This window comes from Nitrospira sp., assembly GCA_005116745.1.
Classification (GTDB): Bacteria; Nitrospirota; Nitrospiria; order Nitrospirales; family Nitrospiraceae; genus Nitrospira_D.
On sequence record SWDS01000003.1, the window covers coordinates 74,403 to 88,974 of the forward strand.

19 protein-coding genes are annotated in these 14,572 nt (G+C 53.6%); 7 read left to right on the top strand and 12 right to left on the bottom strand.

What is annotated here, in order from left to right; genetic code table 11:
* Positions 1–3 precede the first annotated feature (3 nt).
* Genes nusA through E8D52_05105 form a run of 6 tightly spaced genes read right to left on the bottom strand, consistent with a single transcriptional unit; the run spans position 4 to position 3,880 of the window.
* Positions 4–1,155, bottom strand: a complete 1,152-nt coding sequence (nusA, locus tag E8D52_05080; protein ID TKB69738.1) for a transcription termination/antitermination protein NusA — start codon at positions 1,153–1,155, stop codon at positions 4–6.
* Positions 1,156–1,208: 53 nt separating this feature from the next.
* Positions 1,209–1,769, bottom strand: a complete 561-nt coding sequence (locus tag E8D52_05085; GenBank protein ID TKB69739.1) for a ribosome maturation factor RimP — start codon at positions 1,767–1,769, stop codon at positions 1,209–1,211.
* 24 nt (positions 1,770–1,793) lie between these two features.
* On the bottom strand, positions 1,794–2,633 hold the full coding sequence (dat, locus tag E8D52_05090; protein TKB69740.1) for a D-amino-acid transaminase: 840 nt from the start codon (positions 2,631–2,633) through the stop codon (positions 1,794–1,796).
* A 4-nt stretch (positions 2,634–2,637) separates the two neighbouring features.
* Complete coding sequence (locus E8D52_05095; GenBank protein ID TKB69741.1) at positions 2,638–2,994, bottom strand: hypothetical protein; 357 nt, start codon at positions 2,992–2,994, stop codon at positions 2,638–2,640.
* Positions 2,995–3,029: 35 nt separating this feature from the next.
* The gene (locus tag E8D52_05100; protein TKB69742.1) at positions 3,030–3,350 is read right to left on the bottom strand and encodes a non-heme iron oxygenase ferredoxin subunit; all 321 of its coding nucleotides are present in this window, start codon (positions 3,348–3,350) and stop codon (positions 3,030–3,032) included.
* Between the two features lie 29 nt (positions 3,351–3,379).
* A complete protein-coding gene (locus E8D52_05105) occupies positions 3,380–3,880 on the bottom strand; it encodes a DUF192 domain-containing protein (GenBank protein ID TKB69743.1) in 501 nt (166 codons plus the stop codon).
* A gap of 234 nt (positions 3,881–4,114) precedes the next feature.
* Here E8D52_05105 and E8D52_05110 point away from each other — a divergent pair, with 234 nt between their 5' ends.
* Positions 4,115–4,462, top strand: a complete 348-nt coding sequence (locus E8D52_05110; protein TKB69744.1) for a YfhL family 4Fe-4S dicluster ferredoxin — start codon at positions 4,115–4,117, stop codon at positions 4,460–4,462.
* Positions 4,463–4,602: 140 nt separating this feature from the next.
* On the opposite strand, the gene E8D52_05115 is transcribed toward E8D52_05110, so the two are convergent.
* Positions 4,603–5,079, bottom strand: a complete 477-nt coding sequence (locus tag E8D52_05115; protein TKB69745.1) for a hypothetical protein — start codon at positions 5,077–5,079, stop codon at positions 4,603–4,605.
* A 318-nt stretch (positions 5,080–5,397) separates the two neighbouring features.
* Here E8D52_05115 and E8D52_05120 point away from each other — a divergent pair, with 318 nt between their 5' ends.
* Entirely contained in the window at positions 5,398–6,114 is a 717-nt protein-coding gene (locus E8D52_05120; protein TKB69746.1) for a CBS domain-containing protein, read from the top strand.
* Positions 6,115–6,244: 130 nt separating this feature from the next.
* On the opposite strand, the gene E8D52_05125 is transcribed toward E8D52_05120, so the two are convergent.
* A complete protein-coding gene (locus tag E8D52_05125) occupies positions 6,245–6,715 on the bottom strand; it encodes an MEKHLA domain-containing protein (protein TKB69747.1) in 471 nt (156 codons plus the stop codon).
* Positions 6,716–6,829: 114 nt separating this feature from the next.
* Between E8D52_05125 and leuC the strand changes: the two genes are divergently transcribed.
* From leuC to E8D52_05140, 3 genes are read left to right on the top strand one after another with little or no spacing between them, the layout of a single operon-like run.
* Entirely contained in the window at positions 6,830–8,233 is a 1,404-nt protein-coding gene (gene leuC, locus E8D52_05130; protein ID TKB69748.1) for a 3-isopropylmalate dehydratase large subunit, read from the top strand.
* Between the two features lie 7 nt (positions 8,234–8,240).
* Positions 8,241–8,864, top strand: coding sequence for a 3-isopropylmalate dehydratase small subunit (gene leuD / locus E8D52_05135; protein TKB69749.1), 624 nt, complete (start codon positions 8,241–8,243; stop codon positions 8,862–8,864).
* Positions 8,865–8,872: 8 nt separating this feature from the next.
* Entirely contained in the window at positions 8,873–9,220 is a 348-nt protein-coding gene (locus tag E8D52_05140) for a hypothetical protein (protein ID TKB69762.1), read from the top strand.
* Positions 9,221–9,430: 210 nt separating this feature from the next.
* On the opposite strand, the gene corA is transcribed toward E8D52_05140, so the two are convergent.
* Entirely contained in the window at positions 9,431–10,486 is a 1,056-nt protein-coding gene (gene corA, locus E8D52_05145; GenBank protein TKB69750.1) for a magnesium/cobalt transporter CorA, read from the bottom strand.
* 93 nt (positions 10,487–10,579) lie between these two features.
* Between corA and E8D52_05150 the strand changes: the two genes are divergently transcribed.
* Positions 10,580–11,386 carry a 3'(2'),5'-bisphosphate nucleotidase CysQ gene (locus E8D52_05150; protein TKB69751.1) on the top strand — a complete coding sequence of 269 codons (807 nt, stop codon included), beginning with the start codon at positions 10,580–10,582 and terminating at the stop codon, positions 11,384–11,386.
* A 17-nt stretch (positions 11,387–11,403) separates the two neighbouring features.
* On the opposite strand, the gene E8D52_05155 is transcribed toward E8D52_05150, so the two are convergent.
* Both E8D52_05155 and E8D52_05160 read right to left on the bottom strand, forming a co-directional pair.
* Positions 11,404–11,865 (bottom strand): hypothetical protein, encoded by a 462-nt coding sequence (locus E8D52_05155; protein TKB69752.1) that lies wholly within the window; start codon positions 11,863–11,865, stop codon positions 11,404–11,406.
* 51 nt (positions 11,866–11,916) lie between these two features.
* Positions 11,917–13,074: an aminotransferase class I/II-fold pyridoxal phosphate-dependent enzyme gene (locus E8D52_05160; protein TKB69753.1), complete on the bottom strand. Its 1,158-nt coding sequence runs from the start codon at positions 13,072–13,074 to the stop codon at positions 11,917–11,919.
* A gap of 176 nt (positions 13,075–13,250) precedes the next feature.
* On the opposite strand from E8D52_05160, the gene E8D52_05165 reads away from it, so the two are divergent.
* Entirely contained in the window at positions 13,251–13,625 is a 375-nt protein-coding gene (locus E8D52_05165; protein ID TKB69754.1) for a PilZ domain-containing protein, read from the top strand.
* 320 nt (positions 13,626–13,945) lie between these two features.
* Here the strand turns inward: E8D52_05165 and E8D52_05170 are convergent, their stop codons facing one another.
* The gene (locus tag E8D52_05170) at positions 13,946–14,206 is read right to left on the bottom strand and encodes a hypothetical protein (protein TKB69755.1); all 261 of its coding nucleotides are present in this window, start codon (positions 14,204–14,206) and stop codon (positions 13,946–13,948) included.
* Positions 14,207–14,572: the final 366 nt, after the last annotated feature.

The window sequence follows — 14,572 nt, forward strand, 5'->3', positions numbered from 1 at the left end:
ATTCTATCCGCTCGTTGCTTCCTCAGCTCTGGCAGCCTGCCGAGCTTCTTCTTGCAGTCGTTGCGCTTCGGCTTCGTCCGCAATCGCGGCTTTAATTTCCCGATCACGCTCGACCTTCTCTTTTTCGTATTCTGTTGAGCTGATAATGTCTATCTTCCACCCGGTCAAGCGCGCAGCAAGCCGGACATTCTGACCATTTTTTCCGATTGCCAACGATAATTGCGAGTCGGCTGCGACCACGAGCGCCGACTTCTTCTCTTCATCAATCCCGACCTTTTCGATTGTTGCAGGGTTTAAGGCTTCGGCGATAAAGACTCGCGGATCCTGGGTCCAGGTAATGATATCGATCTTCTCGCCCCGCAACTCGCGAACGACCGCCTGTACGCGGGAACCCTTGATGCCGACGCAGGCTCCCACCGGATCAACAGCCTTTTCACGAGACGTGACCGCGATCTTTGTTCGGTCCCCAGGCTCTCGAACGACGGATCGGATTTCAATGATCTTTTCCATGACCTCTGGCACTTCGAGCTCAAAAAGTTTTGCCACAAACTGCGGATGACTACGAGACAGAATGACTTGAACATCCTTGGGCGTCCGACGCACCTCTAACAACATCGCCTTCACGCGATCGCCGCGCCGATAGGTTTCACGAGGAATCTGCTCTTGGATCGGCAGGATGGCCTCCGTCTTTCCGAGGTCCACCAGGTAATTCCGGCGCTCCATGCCGAGGATAATTCCTGTCACGAGATCGCCCTGACGTGTGGAATATTCCCTTTGAACTGCTTCCCATTCCGCTTCGCGCACCTTCTGAAAGATCACTTGCTTCGCTGTTTGCGCGGCAATTCTCCCCAATTCGTTCATTTCGATCAGCGAGCCAATTTCGTCCCCGACTTCCGCCTCACTATCGTATTGGCGGGCCTCCTGAAGAGAGATCTCCGCCTTTGGGTTGCTGACCGTTTCTACGATGATCTTCTTGGAAACGACAGAAATTTCCCCGGTTTTTGGGTCGATCTCCACTTGGATATTTTCGGCCTGACCAAAGCGCTTCTTCGCGGCGGTCTGCAGGGCGGATTCGATGGCCCCAATGACTCGGGCCTTGTCGATCCCTTTCTGACGCCCGATTTCGTCGATCACGGTAATCAGTTCACGGTTCATACGTCACGCTCCTGCATCCGGTTACCACTAACAATCTCCAACGTTCCGCCCCTCTAGATCTTCACAACTAGCTTGGCTTCAGCAATCATGTCTCGACTCAATTTCACCGTCTCGAATGTTCGCGCATCAACCACCTTCAGCAGGACTGCTTCTTCATCCACCTGCATCAGTTGACCAGCAATCTTCCACTGGCCTTCGAGAGGCTCTCGAAGCTTGAGACTCACTTCTTTTCCAATCGCCCGTTGATAATCCTGGGATCTCTTGAAGGGTCGATCAAGACCCGGAGAAGAGACTTCAAGGGTATAGGCATGGGGAAATGGATCGGCCACGTCAAGCGCCGGTCCTAGGGCCTTATGTGCCTGCTCACAGTCTGTGATGCTGACTCCATCCGATTTAGTGATCAGAACGCGAACGACCGAGTGAGGGCCTTTTCCCACGCGCACTACATCAACCAACTCAAGCCCGAGCGTCCATAGGATCGGCGAAATGATTTCGTACAACCGGTCGGCAACCAGCTGCGGACGACTGCCTGGTATACTCAGCCCATCTTCCTTTGACATGTATCCAAACAAAAAAGTGGGCATGAGCCCACTTACAGAGGCGCACCATACCATGCACCCCGGTGCAAAGCAAGAGCACTAGCCGGTTAACAAAGTCCAGCGAGCAGCCAGTGTTTTTGTGATGGGACCAGGCTGGCCAGAACCAATGGTTCTTCCATCGATCTGGACAACACCGAGTACTTCGAGCGTAGTCCCCGTCAGAAATACTTCATCTGCATGGTACAGAACATCGAGCGGTATAAACCGTTCTTCGATGACAATGCCGTCCTTTTTCGCCAACTCTAAGACCACGGTTCGTGTGACGCCGGATAAAATTCGAGGACCTTCGGGAGCCGTCATGACCACCCCATCCTGAATCGCCATGACATTGCTCAGCGCACCTTCCATGACGAAACCGTCTCTGACTAAAATCGCTTCGAAGACACCGGCCTTCCTCGCTTCTTCACGAGCAAGGACGTTGGCTAGAAGATTAACGCTTTTGATATCACAACGCCCCCACCGGAGATCCTCTCGGGTGCATGCGCTGACGCCGGTACGGCGGACGTCCAGTGCCAGCGGATGAAACTCCCTGATGGTCATCACGACCGTTGGAAGAGTATCGGCGGGGAAACTATGCTCGCGGGGAGCCACCCCTCTAGTGACCTGAATGTAGATCTTGGCATCTTGATACCCGGCCAGGCTAAGTCCTTGTTGAATCCACCTGTTCCATTGCGCCCTGGTATAGGGCTGGCAAAGCGACAGTTCCCCCACACTCCGATTCAGCCTGGCAAGATGTGCAGCAAACTCGAACGGCGTCCCTCGATACGTGCGAATGACTTCGTAGACGGCATCTCCGAATTGGAAACCTCGGTCATCAATGGAAATGGTCGCCTCCTCCCAAGGCAAAAAGCGACCGTTAATGAAGGCGATGTCTGGCATTGGCTCAATTCCCGGATGGTGGCTGTGCTTCGATTTTGAATACGCGCCGATCTTCCGCAGTAAATTTCCACCCCATGCGCTTTTCGAAAATCAGCTGATGGCCGCCTGACTGCACGGCCTTAAATTCGAAGATGCGTTGCCCATTTTCCACGGCGTTATTACTCGCGATGCGGAGAAACTCATCGTTGAGAAGGGCAATCCCTTTGACATCATAGGACGGCACCCACTGTTCACCTCTGGTGCGATCTTCCCATAAATGGATGACGAATGGCTGGTCGACCGTGACCACGCGGCAATCAGTGCTGTCTACTGTAGGATTGTGATCGGCACTGGAAATACTCACGTCGATATCCCAATCCATGTCGCGAAGACACCCGTTCCACCGGATTTCTCTTGTTATGCTTTCCGCCGAGAGCCAATCAAAATATCATTGCCGTCCACCCGGACTTCGTAGCTCCCTACGCAATACCCGCCACCGTCGGTGCCTTGCCCATTTCTGATGTCGAACGCCAGATCATGCCAAGGGCAGGCAATGACATACCCCTTGAGTCTCCCCTCGATAAGCGGACCCCCTTCATGGGGACAGCTATTATGGATGGCGTACAACTTCCCCTCGACGTTGAACAATGCGAGCGGACGGTCATTCACCGTGACAATCTTTGACTTTCCCGGAGGGACCTCATCGATCTGTGCAACTTTCTGAAACCCATCCATCATGTATGATTCCTTGACCCTCTTCGTAGACCCTACATACGAAGGGCATACTTGAGCTCGTCGCCTTTTGCAACTCCAGTTGTCTTAATGAACCCCGATTCTGCCTGTATCACATACCGAGCCTCTTCCGGCGGTGGCCCAAAAAATGGGCACGGGTCTTTCGCGCATGGTTCTGCATGTTCCAGGATATGCACGACATGATGTCCCTCATCCACCCACAGAATATCGATAGGGAATCGATATTCCCTGGTTGTCACGCGATGCATTCCATTTTCCTCAAAGATATAAAGCATGCCTCCGCCCGTGGGCAAGGTCTCACGAAAGGCGAGTCCAAAGAGCAATTTCTCCGGCGTGTTCGCCACTTCGGCTTCGAGCTCAACACCGCTCGGAAACTTGACGACGATGATGTCCGATTCCTTGCGCTCAATGAGGAACACCGACACACTCATCAGGAGAAGGGCAAGCAGAATCATCATGATGATTCGCTTCTTCTGCTGCTCTCGATTGCTCGCCTGGGTTTGATCAGCTGCCATTGATGGTATTTGGCGGTCTCTATCTCTGCCGGGCCCAATGCCTCATGCAGAGGCGTACGCTAGGTCTTCTGACCGGATTCCGTTCGATTGACTTGGAAAAGAATCACGGAATAAAATATCACGTTGCATACCTGCTCATCACACGTCGATGGGAGTACTATGGTGTGAGCTGCGTGAACTTGTCAACGTGCTCGTAGTTAGTCAGTCTTTTGGAGTGAGAAGGAGGCTTGGGTCATGGCATTATTGATTACCGATGAATGCATCTCTTGTGGAGCATGTATCCCGGAATGTCCCAATGAAGCGATCTTTGAAACCAGGAGTGACGCTGAGACCAAAGGTAATCATGTTGGCGATGGGCAGGGAGTCGGCGACAGTATTTACGTCATCGCACATGACCGTTGCACTGAGTGCGTTGGTCACTTTGACGAACCCCAATGCGCGGCGGTCTGCCCTGTTGATAATTGCTGCATTTCGGATCCTCTCTATCCTGAAACGACGGATGTGCTTCTGGAGAGGGCGAAGACGTTGAATCCAGATAAAGTAATTGATCCTGCCAAAATATGGAGCGGGGTGAGAAACTAACTATTTTTATGTGATGTATTTAAGGGCTCTGGTTCTGGATAGAACCAGAGCCCTTTGTTTTGGGCTATTGTGACCGAACAATGCAAAAGGCCCCGGTGAGCTTCACCGAGGCCTTTCTCGCCAACCGAAATCCAGACAACCTACTTCAGCATAAGCAACTTGCCACCGACATGGCCCGGATGCAAGTGGCACCGATATTCAAGAACATTTCCCCCGGAATAAAACAGATCGCTGGTCGGAACACCGATATACTGTGTTTCCCCAGGTTTGAGCACGATCTTGGTATGCAAGACAGTCGGTGCAGATTGATTCACGGCGGTGCCGAGCTGGAACCCGTGCTCAGCCGTTGCATTATTCGTCACTTTTAACAACACTGGAGCACCGGGACGGGCTTTAAAATCGATGACGGTCATCGGCGGATACCAGACCTTCATGTTTCCAATTTCAATAGCAAAGAACGAAACATCCACACTCAGCTCCTTAAACGGCTGGCCGACGACAGAACCCGTTTCCAGATCGCCGGTCTCTACACCTCCCGCTTGAAGCGCATACGAACTCGACGCCCCAGCCAACACCATTCCAAAGCCAAAGAAGACCGCCAACATCGTCTTGCCCATGACTACCCCCCCCTTGCGAAGTATGTAAGAAGAAACAAACTAGAGGCTTGTGAATTATGTGCCGCCAAACTTACAGAGAACACCACTGCTTCCAATCGTATGCACTCGTTGTCTACGACAGTGTCTCGGCACTCACTACATTGTAAGATTATTCGTATAACATATCGGTCAAAACGGAAGCAATTGATTTAGAACTGCCGCAGCCGCTTGAATCGTGGCTCACTCGATGGAATCCAGCTCCACAAGCAACGGCCCTGGAAGCAGCTGTGGTCATTGCCTCGTGTATCGGCCCTCTCGGTGCCGGACAATTGACACTAAATGGTGGCAGAGCACCCCGTACTCTCGTTAACTATTCGCTTGGTCAGAACCGCGCTTAAGTATTTCCAGAAAACTCCGATAGGGCAGTTGAGGAGCTGTGACATGTCCATCATTCTGGCAGTCAACGGAATCGTGGAGGCATATCCGGTCAAACCGGTTGGGCCACGGATTGGCCGGCCTGAATACTCGAGGGAACGGGAGCATCATGGCCAACACGATTCCTCTCTGGATCACTCAGCCTTGGCAGCACAAACAGCCTATCAACAGCAGAGCATCGAACAATCGCACCCGAAACCGGCGATTCTCGCGCGTGACCTGATGAGCACTCCGGTGATCTCTCTTCCATCCGATAGCACCTGGCTTGACGCCTGGATGAGCATGTCAGACAAGGGATTCCATCATATCCCCGTCACGTCGATGCACGACAGCCTTGTTGGGATGGTGTCCTATCGCGACTTGCTCCGCCATGCTCCTGAACTGATCACAGCGGCCGATACGCGACAGGCCTCCAGACGGCGATTGGCTGACATCATGACGTCCCGAGTTATTTCGGCCACTCCCGTAACAGAGGTCCGGGAAATTGCCCGCGTCATGTTAGATGAACAGATTCATGCAGTTCCAATTTTGGATCACCATCGCCGTCTGGTCGGCATTCTTGCTACCCATGATCTACTGCGGGGTATCGCCAACCACGGCCCTCTCGAACTCTGGACCTGACTTCTTCGTTGATGACTTCACAGACAGACTATCGTCGATGGTATCTCTCCGACTAGTTTGGGCTCGACTCGATACCGTAACGGTCGTCTTGGCCAACCCGGAAGGTATGCAGGATACCCTCTCGCCTGGATCATCCCAAGTATGACCATTGAGAGAACATCGCCGCTTGACCGATGCGGTGTCCGGCAGGATCGATCACATTCCAAATCACGGCTTGCTCGACAAGAAATCGCTTCCCCGTCGAGGAAATTCGCACCCCCCGATATCCGTCGAAGTAACCGGTGAGCTTTGCTTGCTCCAACATTCTTCTCCGCTCAGTACGGTCATCCGCCTCAGCCGTCAGTCGTGATGGCGTCTGGATGAATTCCTCCCAGGACAACTCCCACAGATCCAAGGCTCCTTGATTGCCATAATTTAAGATCGGGTCCGACTCCACACCGTGCGACACAACGACAACGGATGCTTCGAATAACCGAAGGGCCTGTGCCTTTCGATCGCCTGCCCGATCGATAAGGTCTTGTCCGATCCAATAGTGATAGCTCTCCATCAGCCGGTGACTCCACTCAACAATGCATGGTTCGCTCCAGGGCCTGGATTCCATCGGTGCGGTGGTACCACGTCTTATAGCGCAGAACAAGCTCTGGACGTGCACTTGTCAAGACCATAGGACTTCTCTATATAATGACACTTGGAATTCATAAAGACAGGAGTAGCCATGGCTGGCAAAACACTATTCGACAAAATTTGGGATGCGCATGTCGTGCGGGCGGAACCAGACGGAACCACACTCCTCTATATTGATCGACAACTGGTTCATGAAGTGACCTCTCCCCAAGCGTTTGAAGGGTTGAAGCTGGCTGGGCGAACGCCTCGACGACCGGCCGCAACCCTGGCCGTCCCGGATCACAATGTTCCGACGACCGACCGGACGCTACCGATCGCCGATCAGATCAGCGCAAAGCAGATTCAGACCCTTGAGGAAAACTGTCGCAACTTCGGCATTACCTACTTCGGCATGGATGATATCCGACAAGGCGTGGTGCACATCATTGGCCCCGAGCAAGGATTCACCCTGCCAGGGACAACGATCGTGTGCGGAGATTCTCACACATCGACCCATGGGGCATTCGGTGCATTGGCATTCGGTATTGGAACCAGTGAAGTCGAACATGTACTGGCGACGCAATGCCTCGTCCAAAAACGACCAAAGACGATGGAGGTCCGTGTTGAGGGGACCCTTTCCGATCACTGCTCAGCAAAGGACATTATCCTTGCGATTATCGGAAAAATTGGCACGGCCGGTGGAACCGGTTACGTGATTGAGTATACAGGGTCAGCTATTCGTGCACTGAGCATGGAAGGGCGCATGACCCTCTGTAATATGTCGATCGAGGGGGGAGCCCGCGCTGGGTTAGTGGCCCCCGATGAGAAGACGATCGCCTACCTGAAGGAACGGCCGCTCGTTCCAAAAGGGGAGATGTTTGAACAAGCCGTGCAGGCATGGCAACGGCTCACCACTGACCCAGATGCGAAGTATGAGGCGACCGTCTCGTTACAGGCTGAAGACATCGCGCCTCAGGTCAGTTGGGGAACGAGTCCGGGGATGGTGCTGGGTGTCGATCAAAAGATCCCAGACCCACGAACGATGTCCGACGCCAACACAAAGAGCGCGACGGAACGTGCTTTGACCTACATGGGACTTTCGCCCAACACACCCATTACGGAGATTGCCATCGACCGCGTCTTCATCGGCTCATGCACGAATTCACGGATTGAAGACCTCCGGCTGGCAGCCAGCCTTGCCAAGGGGAAAAAAGTTGCCAAGTCTGTGCATGCCATGGTGGTCCCAGGGTCCGGACTCGTCAAACAACAAGCGGAGGCGGAAGGCCTTGATCACGTATTTCGTGAAGCAGGATTCGAATGGCGAGAGGCTGGATGCAGCATGTGTCTGGCCATGAATGCCGACGTCCTGCAGCCAGGGGAACGTTGCGCGTCCACCAGCAATCGAAATTTTGAAGGCCGTCAGGGCGCAGGCGGGAGAACCCATCTGGTGTCGCCTGCGATGGCGGTCGCCGCAGCGATCGAAGGGCACTTCGTCGATATTCGACATTGGAGCTGATGACACTATGGAACCGTTTACTCTACTCACCGGTCTCGTTGCCCCGTTGGATCTCATCAACGTCGACACGGATCAGATCATTCCGAAGCAGTTTCTAAAAACGATCAAACGGACAGGACTCCGCGAGGGCCTCTTCTTTGATTGGAGGAAGAAAAAAGATGGATTGCCCGATCCGAACTTTTTCTTGAATCAACCTCGCTATCAATCGGCCTCGATCTTATTAACGCGCGATAACTTTGGTTGCGGCTCCTCTCGTGAGCATGCGCCGTGGGCCCTGTTGGATCAGGGGTTCCGTTGCATCATTGCGCCGAGTTTTGCAGACATTTTTTACAACAACTGCTTTCAAAACGGCATACTCCCCGTTGTGCTGAAGGCAGATGAAGTGCTGGCTCTCATGAAACACGCCATCGGTACCGAGGGATACCGGCTCACCGTCGATCTTGGCAGCCAAACAGTCACATCGCCCGAGAAGACAACATACCGGTTCGAAATCGACCCCTTCCGCAAGGATTGCCTCTATCGAGGGCTTGATTCGATTGGCCTCACGCTCCAACATGAGGCTGAGATCACGGCCTATGAGTCTCGTCGAAAGACTGACGCTCCTTGGTTGTTCAGCGACATTCATTCGTAACTGAGGAGATACCGGTGAAACTATTTGTGACGCTGCTCTTCTTTCTAGGCGCTGCCTACCTGACGGTCGTGTTCAACTGGACCTATTCCGATGGAAACCGGGCCGGCTACATTCAGAAATTTTCAACAAAGGGCTGGCTGTGTAAGAGCCATGAAGGAGAGCTGGCCATGACGACCGTACCAGGAACGGCACCTGTTCTCTGGCCGTTTACGATCTCGGACGATAAAGTCGCCGCGCAACTGTCAGAGGTCATGGGGAAACGGGTGATCTTGCATTACAAGGAGTATCGCTACATTCCCTCCACCTGCTTCGGGGACACCACCTATTTCGTGGACAAAGTCGAAGTCCAAGAATAGTTGTACCAACTCCCAGGATGTTCAAAAAGTCCAGACATCTCACCCCCCCCCAACCCCGGTGCGCCAAGACGCACCTCTCCGCATGCAAGACCGCAGCTCTCCAGATCTTTCCCGCTGTTCTATTCCGCGTTTCACGCTTCACGAGATGCACTTCACCTGTTTCAAAATGACGTGAGAACGAAGCTGGATGGCTGCTTCAACATCATTCTGCTACAGCCATTTCTTGCGACGGAAGCCAATGAGCATGATGGCTGCCACAAGACCCATGATGCCGATCGCCATCGGATAGCCCAAGGGCCATTTCAATTCCGGCATATACTCGAAATTCATGCCGTAGATGCCCGCGATAAAGGTGAGCGGCATGAAAATCGTGGTGATGACCGTCAAGACCCGCATGACGGCGTTGAGTCGATAGCTCACGCTCGACAGATAAATATCAAGACTGGCCGAGACCATTTCCCGCAAGGTTTCGATGGTGTCGACAATCTGAACCACATGATCATAGACATCACGAATAAAGATCTTTGTGGACTCATGCAGAAACGGACAGTCCGAGCGAGACAGACCGTTGATCGCTTCCCGGAGCGGCCAGACGGCACGGCGTACGAACAGCAACTGCTGTTTCAGCCCATGAATGTCTTTGAGAATGTCCGGCTTGGGATCGGCCATAACCCGTTCTTGTAGCGACTCGATCCGCTCACCGAGTAGTTCGAGGACTTCAAAGTATTGGTCGACGATGGCATCGATCAGTGCATAGAGCAGATAGTCTGACCCGTTTTGCCGAAGCCGCCCTTTCCCGCCTCTCAAACGGTCCCGCACCGTGTGAAACACATCGGTGCCGTTTTCCTGGAATGAGAGAACGTAATTCCGTCCAAGGACGAAACTCACCTGCTCGACGACAATATCCCCTCGCTCAGAGGTCGTCAGCATCTTCATGACGAGAAAGAAATAGGTCTCATAGTCGTCGAGCTTCGGACGTTGGTCCGTGTTGGCGATGTCTTCCAGAAGAAGGGGATGCAGGCCAAAATGTTTCCCGAATCCTTCCAAGACATCAACCTTATGGACCCCGCTAACATTCACCCATGTGACGGTTTCGTCGGCAGGCAGTTGAAACGCATTCAGGTCCGTGACGACCTGCTCCTCGCAGCGCGCGCCGGCATAATTGAACAGGGTCATGCTCACGGCCTCGGTTCGCTGTTCGCCGATGTGAATGAGCGTCCCTGGCGAGAGCCCCGTCTTCTTCGACCGTTTCTGGATCAGTTTCATCGTAGCCTGCTTGTACGCAGATTCAACGGCCAGGTCAAGCGTGGTACACGCTCAGTTCTTTTCATCTAACTCCAGGCCTGCTACTCTCCTGTCATGATATGGAACAATGAACTAGATGTTCTCAGCATGGCGATTCGGAAGGCTGGAGTAGAAGCCTTACGGTTCGCCGTCGATGGCTTTGAGACGATTCAGAAGCCGGACCAATCCCCAGTGACCTCGGCGGACCTGGCCGTGAATGAGGTCCTTCTCTCCCACTTGATGTCGGCGTTTCCTGAGGATGGATGGCTCTCTGAAGAATCACCCGATCGTCTGGACCGACTTCAGAAACGACGAGTCTGGGTGGTTGATCCAATAGACGGGACGAAGGCGTTCATCAGTGGTGAACCGGAATATTGCATTTCCGTGGGCCTCATTGAACAGGGTCGACCGATCGTGGCAGCCATCTTCAACCCTTCCACAGACGAATTATTCACTGCAACTCGAGGTGGAGGTCTGCGCCTCAATAATAAACCGGTTGCTCCACCAGCTTCGTGGAACGGTCGACATCCAGAGATTGCTCTGAATCAATGGGAACAACAGATCGGCCGCTTCACCTCCCTGGAGCCATCGGTCAATAAGCGGCCTATCCGCTCAATCGCTTGGGTACTCGCACTCGCCGCAACTGGCCGTATCGAGGGAGTCGTCACGTGGGAACCAGAAAATGAATGGGATGTGGCCGCAGGGACGCTCCTCATCACGGAGGCAGGGGGAACCATCTCCGATGGCCTTGGACAGGAACTACTCTTTAACCGACGCGAGCCTCGCTATCGCGGCATCATCGCCACAGGCCCACACTGTCCCGAGGCGCTCGCGCGACAGCTCAGAGGCCTGACTTGTGGGACCCACAATGGCCTTGCGTAATGGCGAGTGATGGAAGATCAGGGTGCGGGAGGAGTGTCGCCAAGGCGTGTCATGGAGGTTTTCCTAGTCAGGTGGAATGTGCCTCCCTTCTCTGATGGTGACCTGTTCGTACCGATTCGCTCATACCACCAGGTCCCCTCGCCTTCCCCAGCGTCGGCAGAGAGATTCACAACGAAACCGCCTTCCCGGTCGTTTTCTTTCTGAGACCACTTACCGATCCATGTCCGGCCGTTGAGCTGAAGAGTTTCGAATCGCCCATCCTTGAATGCGTACGTACCGTTGCCCTGATCATCGAGTCGAAGAACGACCGCCCCGCCGTCTTCGTATTCCCATTCCCCTTCCAGGACGGAACGGTCACCGATGGAATGGTCGGCGGAGACAGAGAGAGGGACTGTCGCTCGATGACTGCATCCCGTCAACAGCAGCGCAGCAACAGCAGCGACTATGGGAGCGAGGCGCAGACTCATGGTCGAGTTCATAGCACGGGCTCTGGCTTCAGGCAAGAGACCGCTGCTTCCTCGCGTGAGCACCTACAAACCAGCTTGGGTCAACCGCCGACAGGCTTCATCGAGATCTAGGTCGGTCTTGGCATAACTGAAACGGACGAAGTTGGCCCCTGCCGCACCGGGGATAAAGGCCTCTCCCGGTACACCAGCTACACCGGTTCGATCCAATAGATACATGGCACGAGCTTTCCCGCTGTCGCCTGGAAGCCGGGACACATTCGCCAACACATAATAAGCCCCCTCTGGAATCGAGGGAGTGAGGCCCGCCTTCGCCAGAGCGCTGCAAAATCTGTCGCGCTTGTGCTGGTAGTCTCGAGCCAGGCTCCCATAGAAATCGTCCGGCAAGTCTCGAATACCACGAGCCACGCCCATTTGAAGCGGCGCTGGAGCACACACATAGAGGAGATCGTTCATCGCGCCAATCGCTCGTGTCCACGCCTGTGCAGCCACACTATACCCGATCCGCCACCCCGTCACGCTGAAGGTCTTGGAGTACCCTCCGATGGTCACCGTCCGTTCGGCCATATTCGGCAAGGAAGCCATACTCACATGCCGTCGCCCGTCATAGAGAAAGTATTCGTAGATTTCATCCGTCAGGACAAACAAATCGTGCCGGCACGCAAACTCTGCCAACGCCTCAAGTTCCGTTCGGCTGAAGACCTTGCCCGAAGGGTTGCCGGGCGAATTGACGGTGATGGCCTTTGTTCTTGTGGTCACGAGCTGCTCAAGCTGGGTCAACGAATAGATCCAGGCTGGTGGCTGCATGTGGACCACCACAGGGACTGCTTCAACCGCTATAAGCGCGCTGATATGGTATTGATAGTACGGCTCGAAGAGAATGACTTCATCACCAGGATTCAGCAGCGCAGCACAGGCACAGTGGAAGGCGCCAGTTGCCCCAGCGCTGACGGTGACTTCGGTTTCAGGATCGGCGCGAATCCCGTTATAGTGGTCCAGTTTGTCTGCGATGGCCTCCCGTAATTCAGGCACGCCATCGAAGCGAGTGTAGACATTGTGTCCGTCCCTGATGGCCTGCTCTGCCCCTTCGAGCACGATCGGCGGCACCGGCGTATCACAGACTCCCTGTGCCATATTGAGCCCCTTCGCACTCGCGCAGGCCTGGGTCATGGCCCGAATTTCAGATTGCGCGAGATCTCCCATCCGTCGACTGACTGTTCGCATGCCCCTTCTCCTTCTTAAGCCTTCGCTTTCGGTGTCCTTTGTGGCAGAGGATGATGCGGGCGTCAAGATGGAGTCAGGAGTGTGCGCGTGGTCGAAGGAGTTTTAGGTACAATAGAGATTCTACTTGCTCCGTCCAGCTCTATGCGTACACTAAAGACTGCTGGCCCGATCATTAGTTGAAAAGGACCACCGCCGTGACAGCAAAGACCTCTGGAGAGCTCGGTCAGGCAGATTCGAACCAACAGGACCGGCGTGGCAGAAGACTTGCCCTCTCCTGCCGCCTGTTTTTCTTTGGCGATGATGACTTTGAGGGTGAAGCGAAGATTCTGGACGTCTCAACAAACGGGTGCAGCGCCGAATCATCGATCGACGTGACAGTTGGGATGCTGCTGAAACTGTCCTTGTTTCTTCCTGATTTTAAGTGGCCCCTCCGCGTTGATCAAGCCATCGTGCGTTGGATCGACGGGAAACAGTTTGGTCTGGAGTTCACCAGCATTCGCCTGGCCCAGCGAGAACGATTAAGAGGCTTGATCATGAAAGCCCGGCTGTAGCAGCAGATCCTCTTGCTCATCTCCCACCCTTGCAAACATATCCTCATCGTAACGTACGGTGACCGCCGCCAAGCTGCCATTAAGGTCATGGGGCTCGGTGCTCGTGCAAAAATGAGCTACTGGTTGTTCGTGCTGTAGTTCATCGTCGTGAGTGCCGGGGAATATTGGACTGGACAAACGTGCCGCCCGTCTTGATGCGATTGGCCGCTGCAGATATGCATGCGTCAGGATGAAAATAAGTCAATACGCATGCCAGTCCCCATTGGGTACTTCATTGCTCACTGGCATGCAGAGAACAAGACGCGACCCCAATACTTCTCTCAGGATGATTTAGTTTTTCCCTTACTCAGTTTCACTAGTTTGTGAGGAGTGCCATATTTGTCGATGCCCATTTGTTTGACGGCTTTTTGCGCAGGAGAAAAAGTAGCACCGAGCAACAGTTCTTCAAGCTGAGAATGGAGCGAGAATATCGTTGAATCAATCCACACCCCTAGTTGTTTTGACTTCACTAACGAGACAAGCCAAGGATCAATTCTCAGGGCCTCAAGCTTCCAATCCCTCGTTGTTTTAAATTGGCTCAACAGAGGCCTTAGTCTTTTTACAGGCGGACCATCATCCTCAGTATATCTTCCTTTGAAATGCACAAGTTCATTCCGAAGGGAAGTCAATGTGTCATGGGACTGAAATGGTTCGATTGCTCCGTCCCACCGGTGACCACCACGCGTCGAAGAAATACAATTCCATTTGTCTATCACTGTTAGACTTTTCTGCATTTCATTTAATGTTACCCAGAAAGCGAGACTTGGTTTTATTGTATCCGTTGCACTGTGCGCACACAGTGCAATTTCCTCATTCAGCCTCGCTTCCAGGAAGGACCCGGAAAGGAATATGCTGGGCGGTTTCAAGTTCCAAGTGCAACGGGTGAATGAAGGCGCCACTGCGCGTAG

What these genes read in the sequence shown, in the direction of transcription:
- leuC (TKB69748.1), top strand. Translation starts at nt 6,830, where the DNA reads ATGGCTGGCAAAACACTATTCGACAAAATTTGGGATGCGCATGTCGTG.
- E8D52_05095 (TKB69741.1), bottom strand. Translation starts at nt 2,994, where the DNA reads ATGGATTGGGATATCGACGTGAGTATTTCCAGTGCCGATCACAATCCT.
- E8D52_05115 (TKB69745.1), bottom strand. Translation starts at nt 5,079, where the DNA reads ATGGGCAAGACGATGTTGGCGGTCTTCTTTGGCTTTGGAATGGTGTTG.
- E8D52_05100 (TKB69742.1), bottom strand. Translation starts at nt 3,350, where the DNA reads ATGATGGATGGGTTTCAGAAAGTTGCACAGATCGATGAGGTCCCTCCG.
- E8D52_05155 (TKB69752.1), bottom strand. Translation starts at nt 11,865, where the DNA reads ATGAACTCGACCATGAGTCTGCGCCTCGCTCCCATAGTCGCTGCTGTT.
- E8D52_05160 (TKB69753.1), bottom strand. Translation starts at nt 13,074, where the DNA reads ATGCGAACAGTCAGTCGACGGATGGGAGATCTCGCGCAATCTGAAATT.
- E8D52_05150 (TKB69751.1), top strand. Translation starts at nt 10,580, where the DNA reads ATGATATGGAACAATGAACTAGATGTTCTCAGCATGGCGATTCGGAAG.
- E8D52_05120 (TKB69746.1), top strand. Translation starts at nt 5,398, where the DNA reads ATGGTGGCAGAGCACCCCGTACTCTCGTTAACTATTCGCTTGGTCAGA.
- corA (TKB69750.1), bottom strand. Translation starts at nt 10,486, where the DNA reads ATGAAACTGATCCAGAAACGGTCGAAGAAGACGGGGCTCTCGCCAGGG.
- E8D52_05110 (TKB69744.1), top strand. Translation starts at nt 4,115, where the DNA reads ATGGCATTATTGATTACCGATGAATGCATCTCTTGTGGAGCATGTATC.
- E8D52_05085 (TKB69739.1), bottom strand. Translation starts at nt 1,769, where the DNA reads ATGGTATGGTGCGCCTCTGTAAGTGGGCTCATGCCCACTTTTTTGTTT.
- dat (TKB69740.1), bottom strand. Translation starts at nt 2,633, where the DNA reads ATGCCAGACATCGCCTTCATTAACGGTCGCTTTTTGCCTTGGGAGGAG.
- nusA (TKB69738.1), bottom strand. Translation starts at nt 1,155, where the DNA reads ATGAACCGTGAACTGATTACCGTGATCGACGAAATCGGGCGTCAGAAA.
- E8D52_05125 (TKB69747.1), bottom strand. Translation starts at nt 6,715, where the DNA reads ATGGAATCCAGGCCCTGGAGCGAACCATGCATTGTTGAGTGGAGTCAC.
- leuD (TKB69749.1), top strand. Translation starts at nt 8,241, where the DNA reads ATGGAACCGTTTACTCTACTCACCGGTCTCGTTGCCCCGTTGGATCTC.
- E8D52_05105 (TKB69743.1), bottom strand. Translation starts at nt 3,880, where the DNA reads ATGGCAGCTGATCAAACCCAGGCGAGCAATCGAGAGCAGCAGAAGAAG.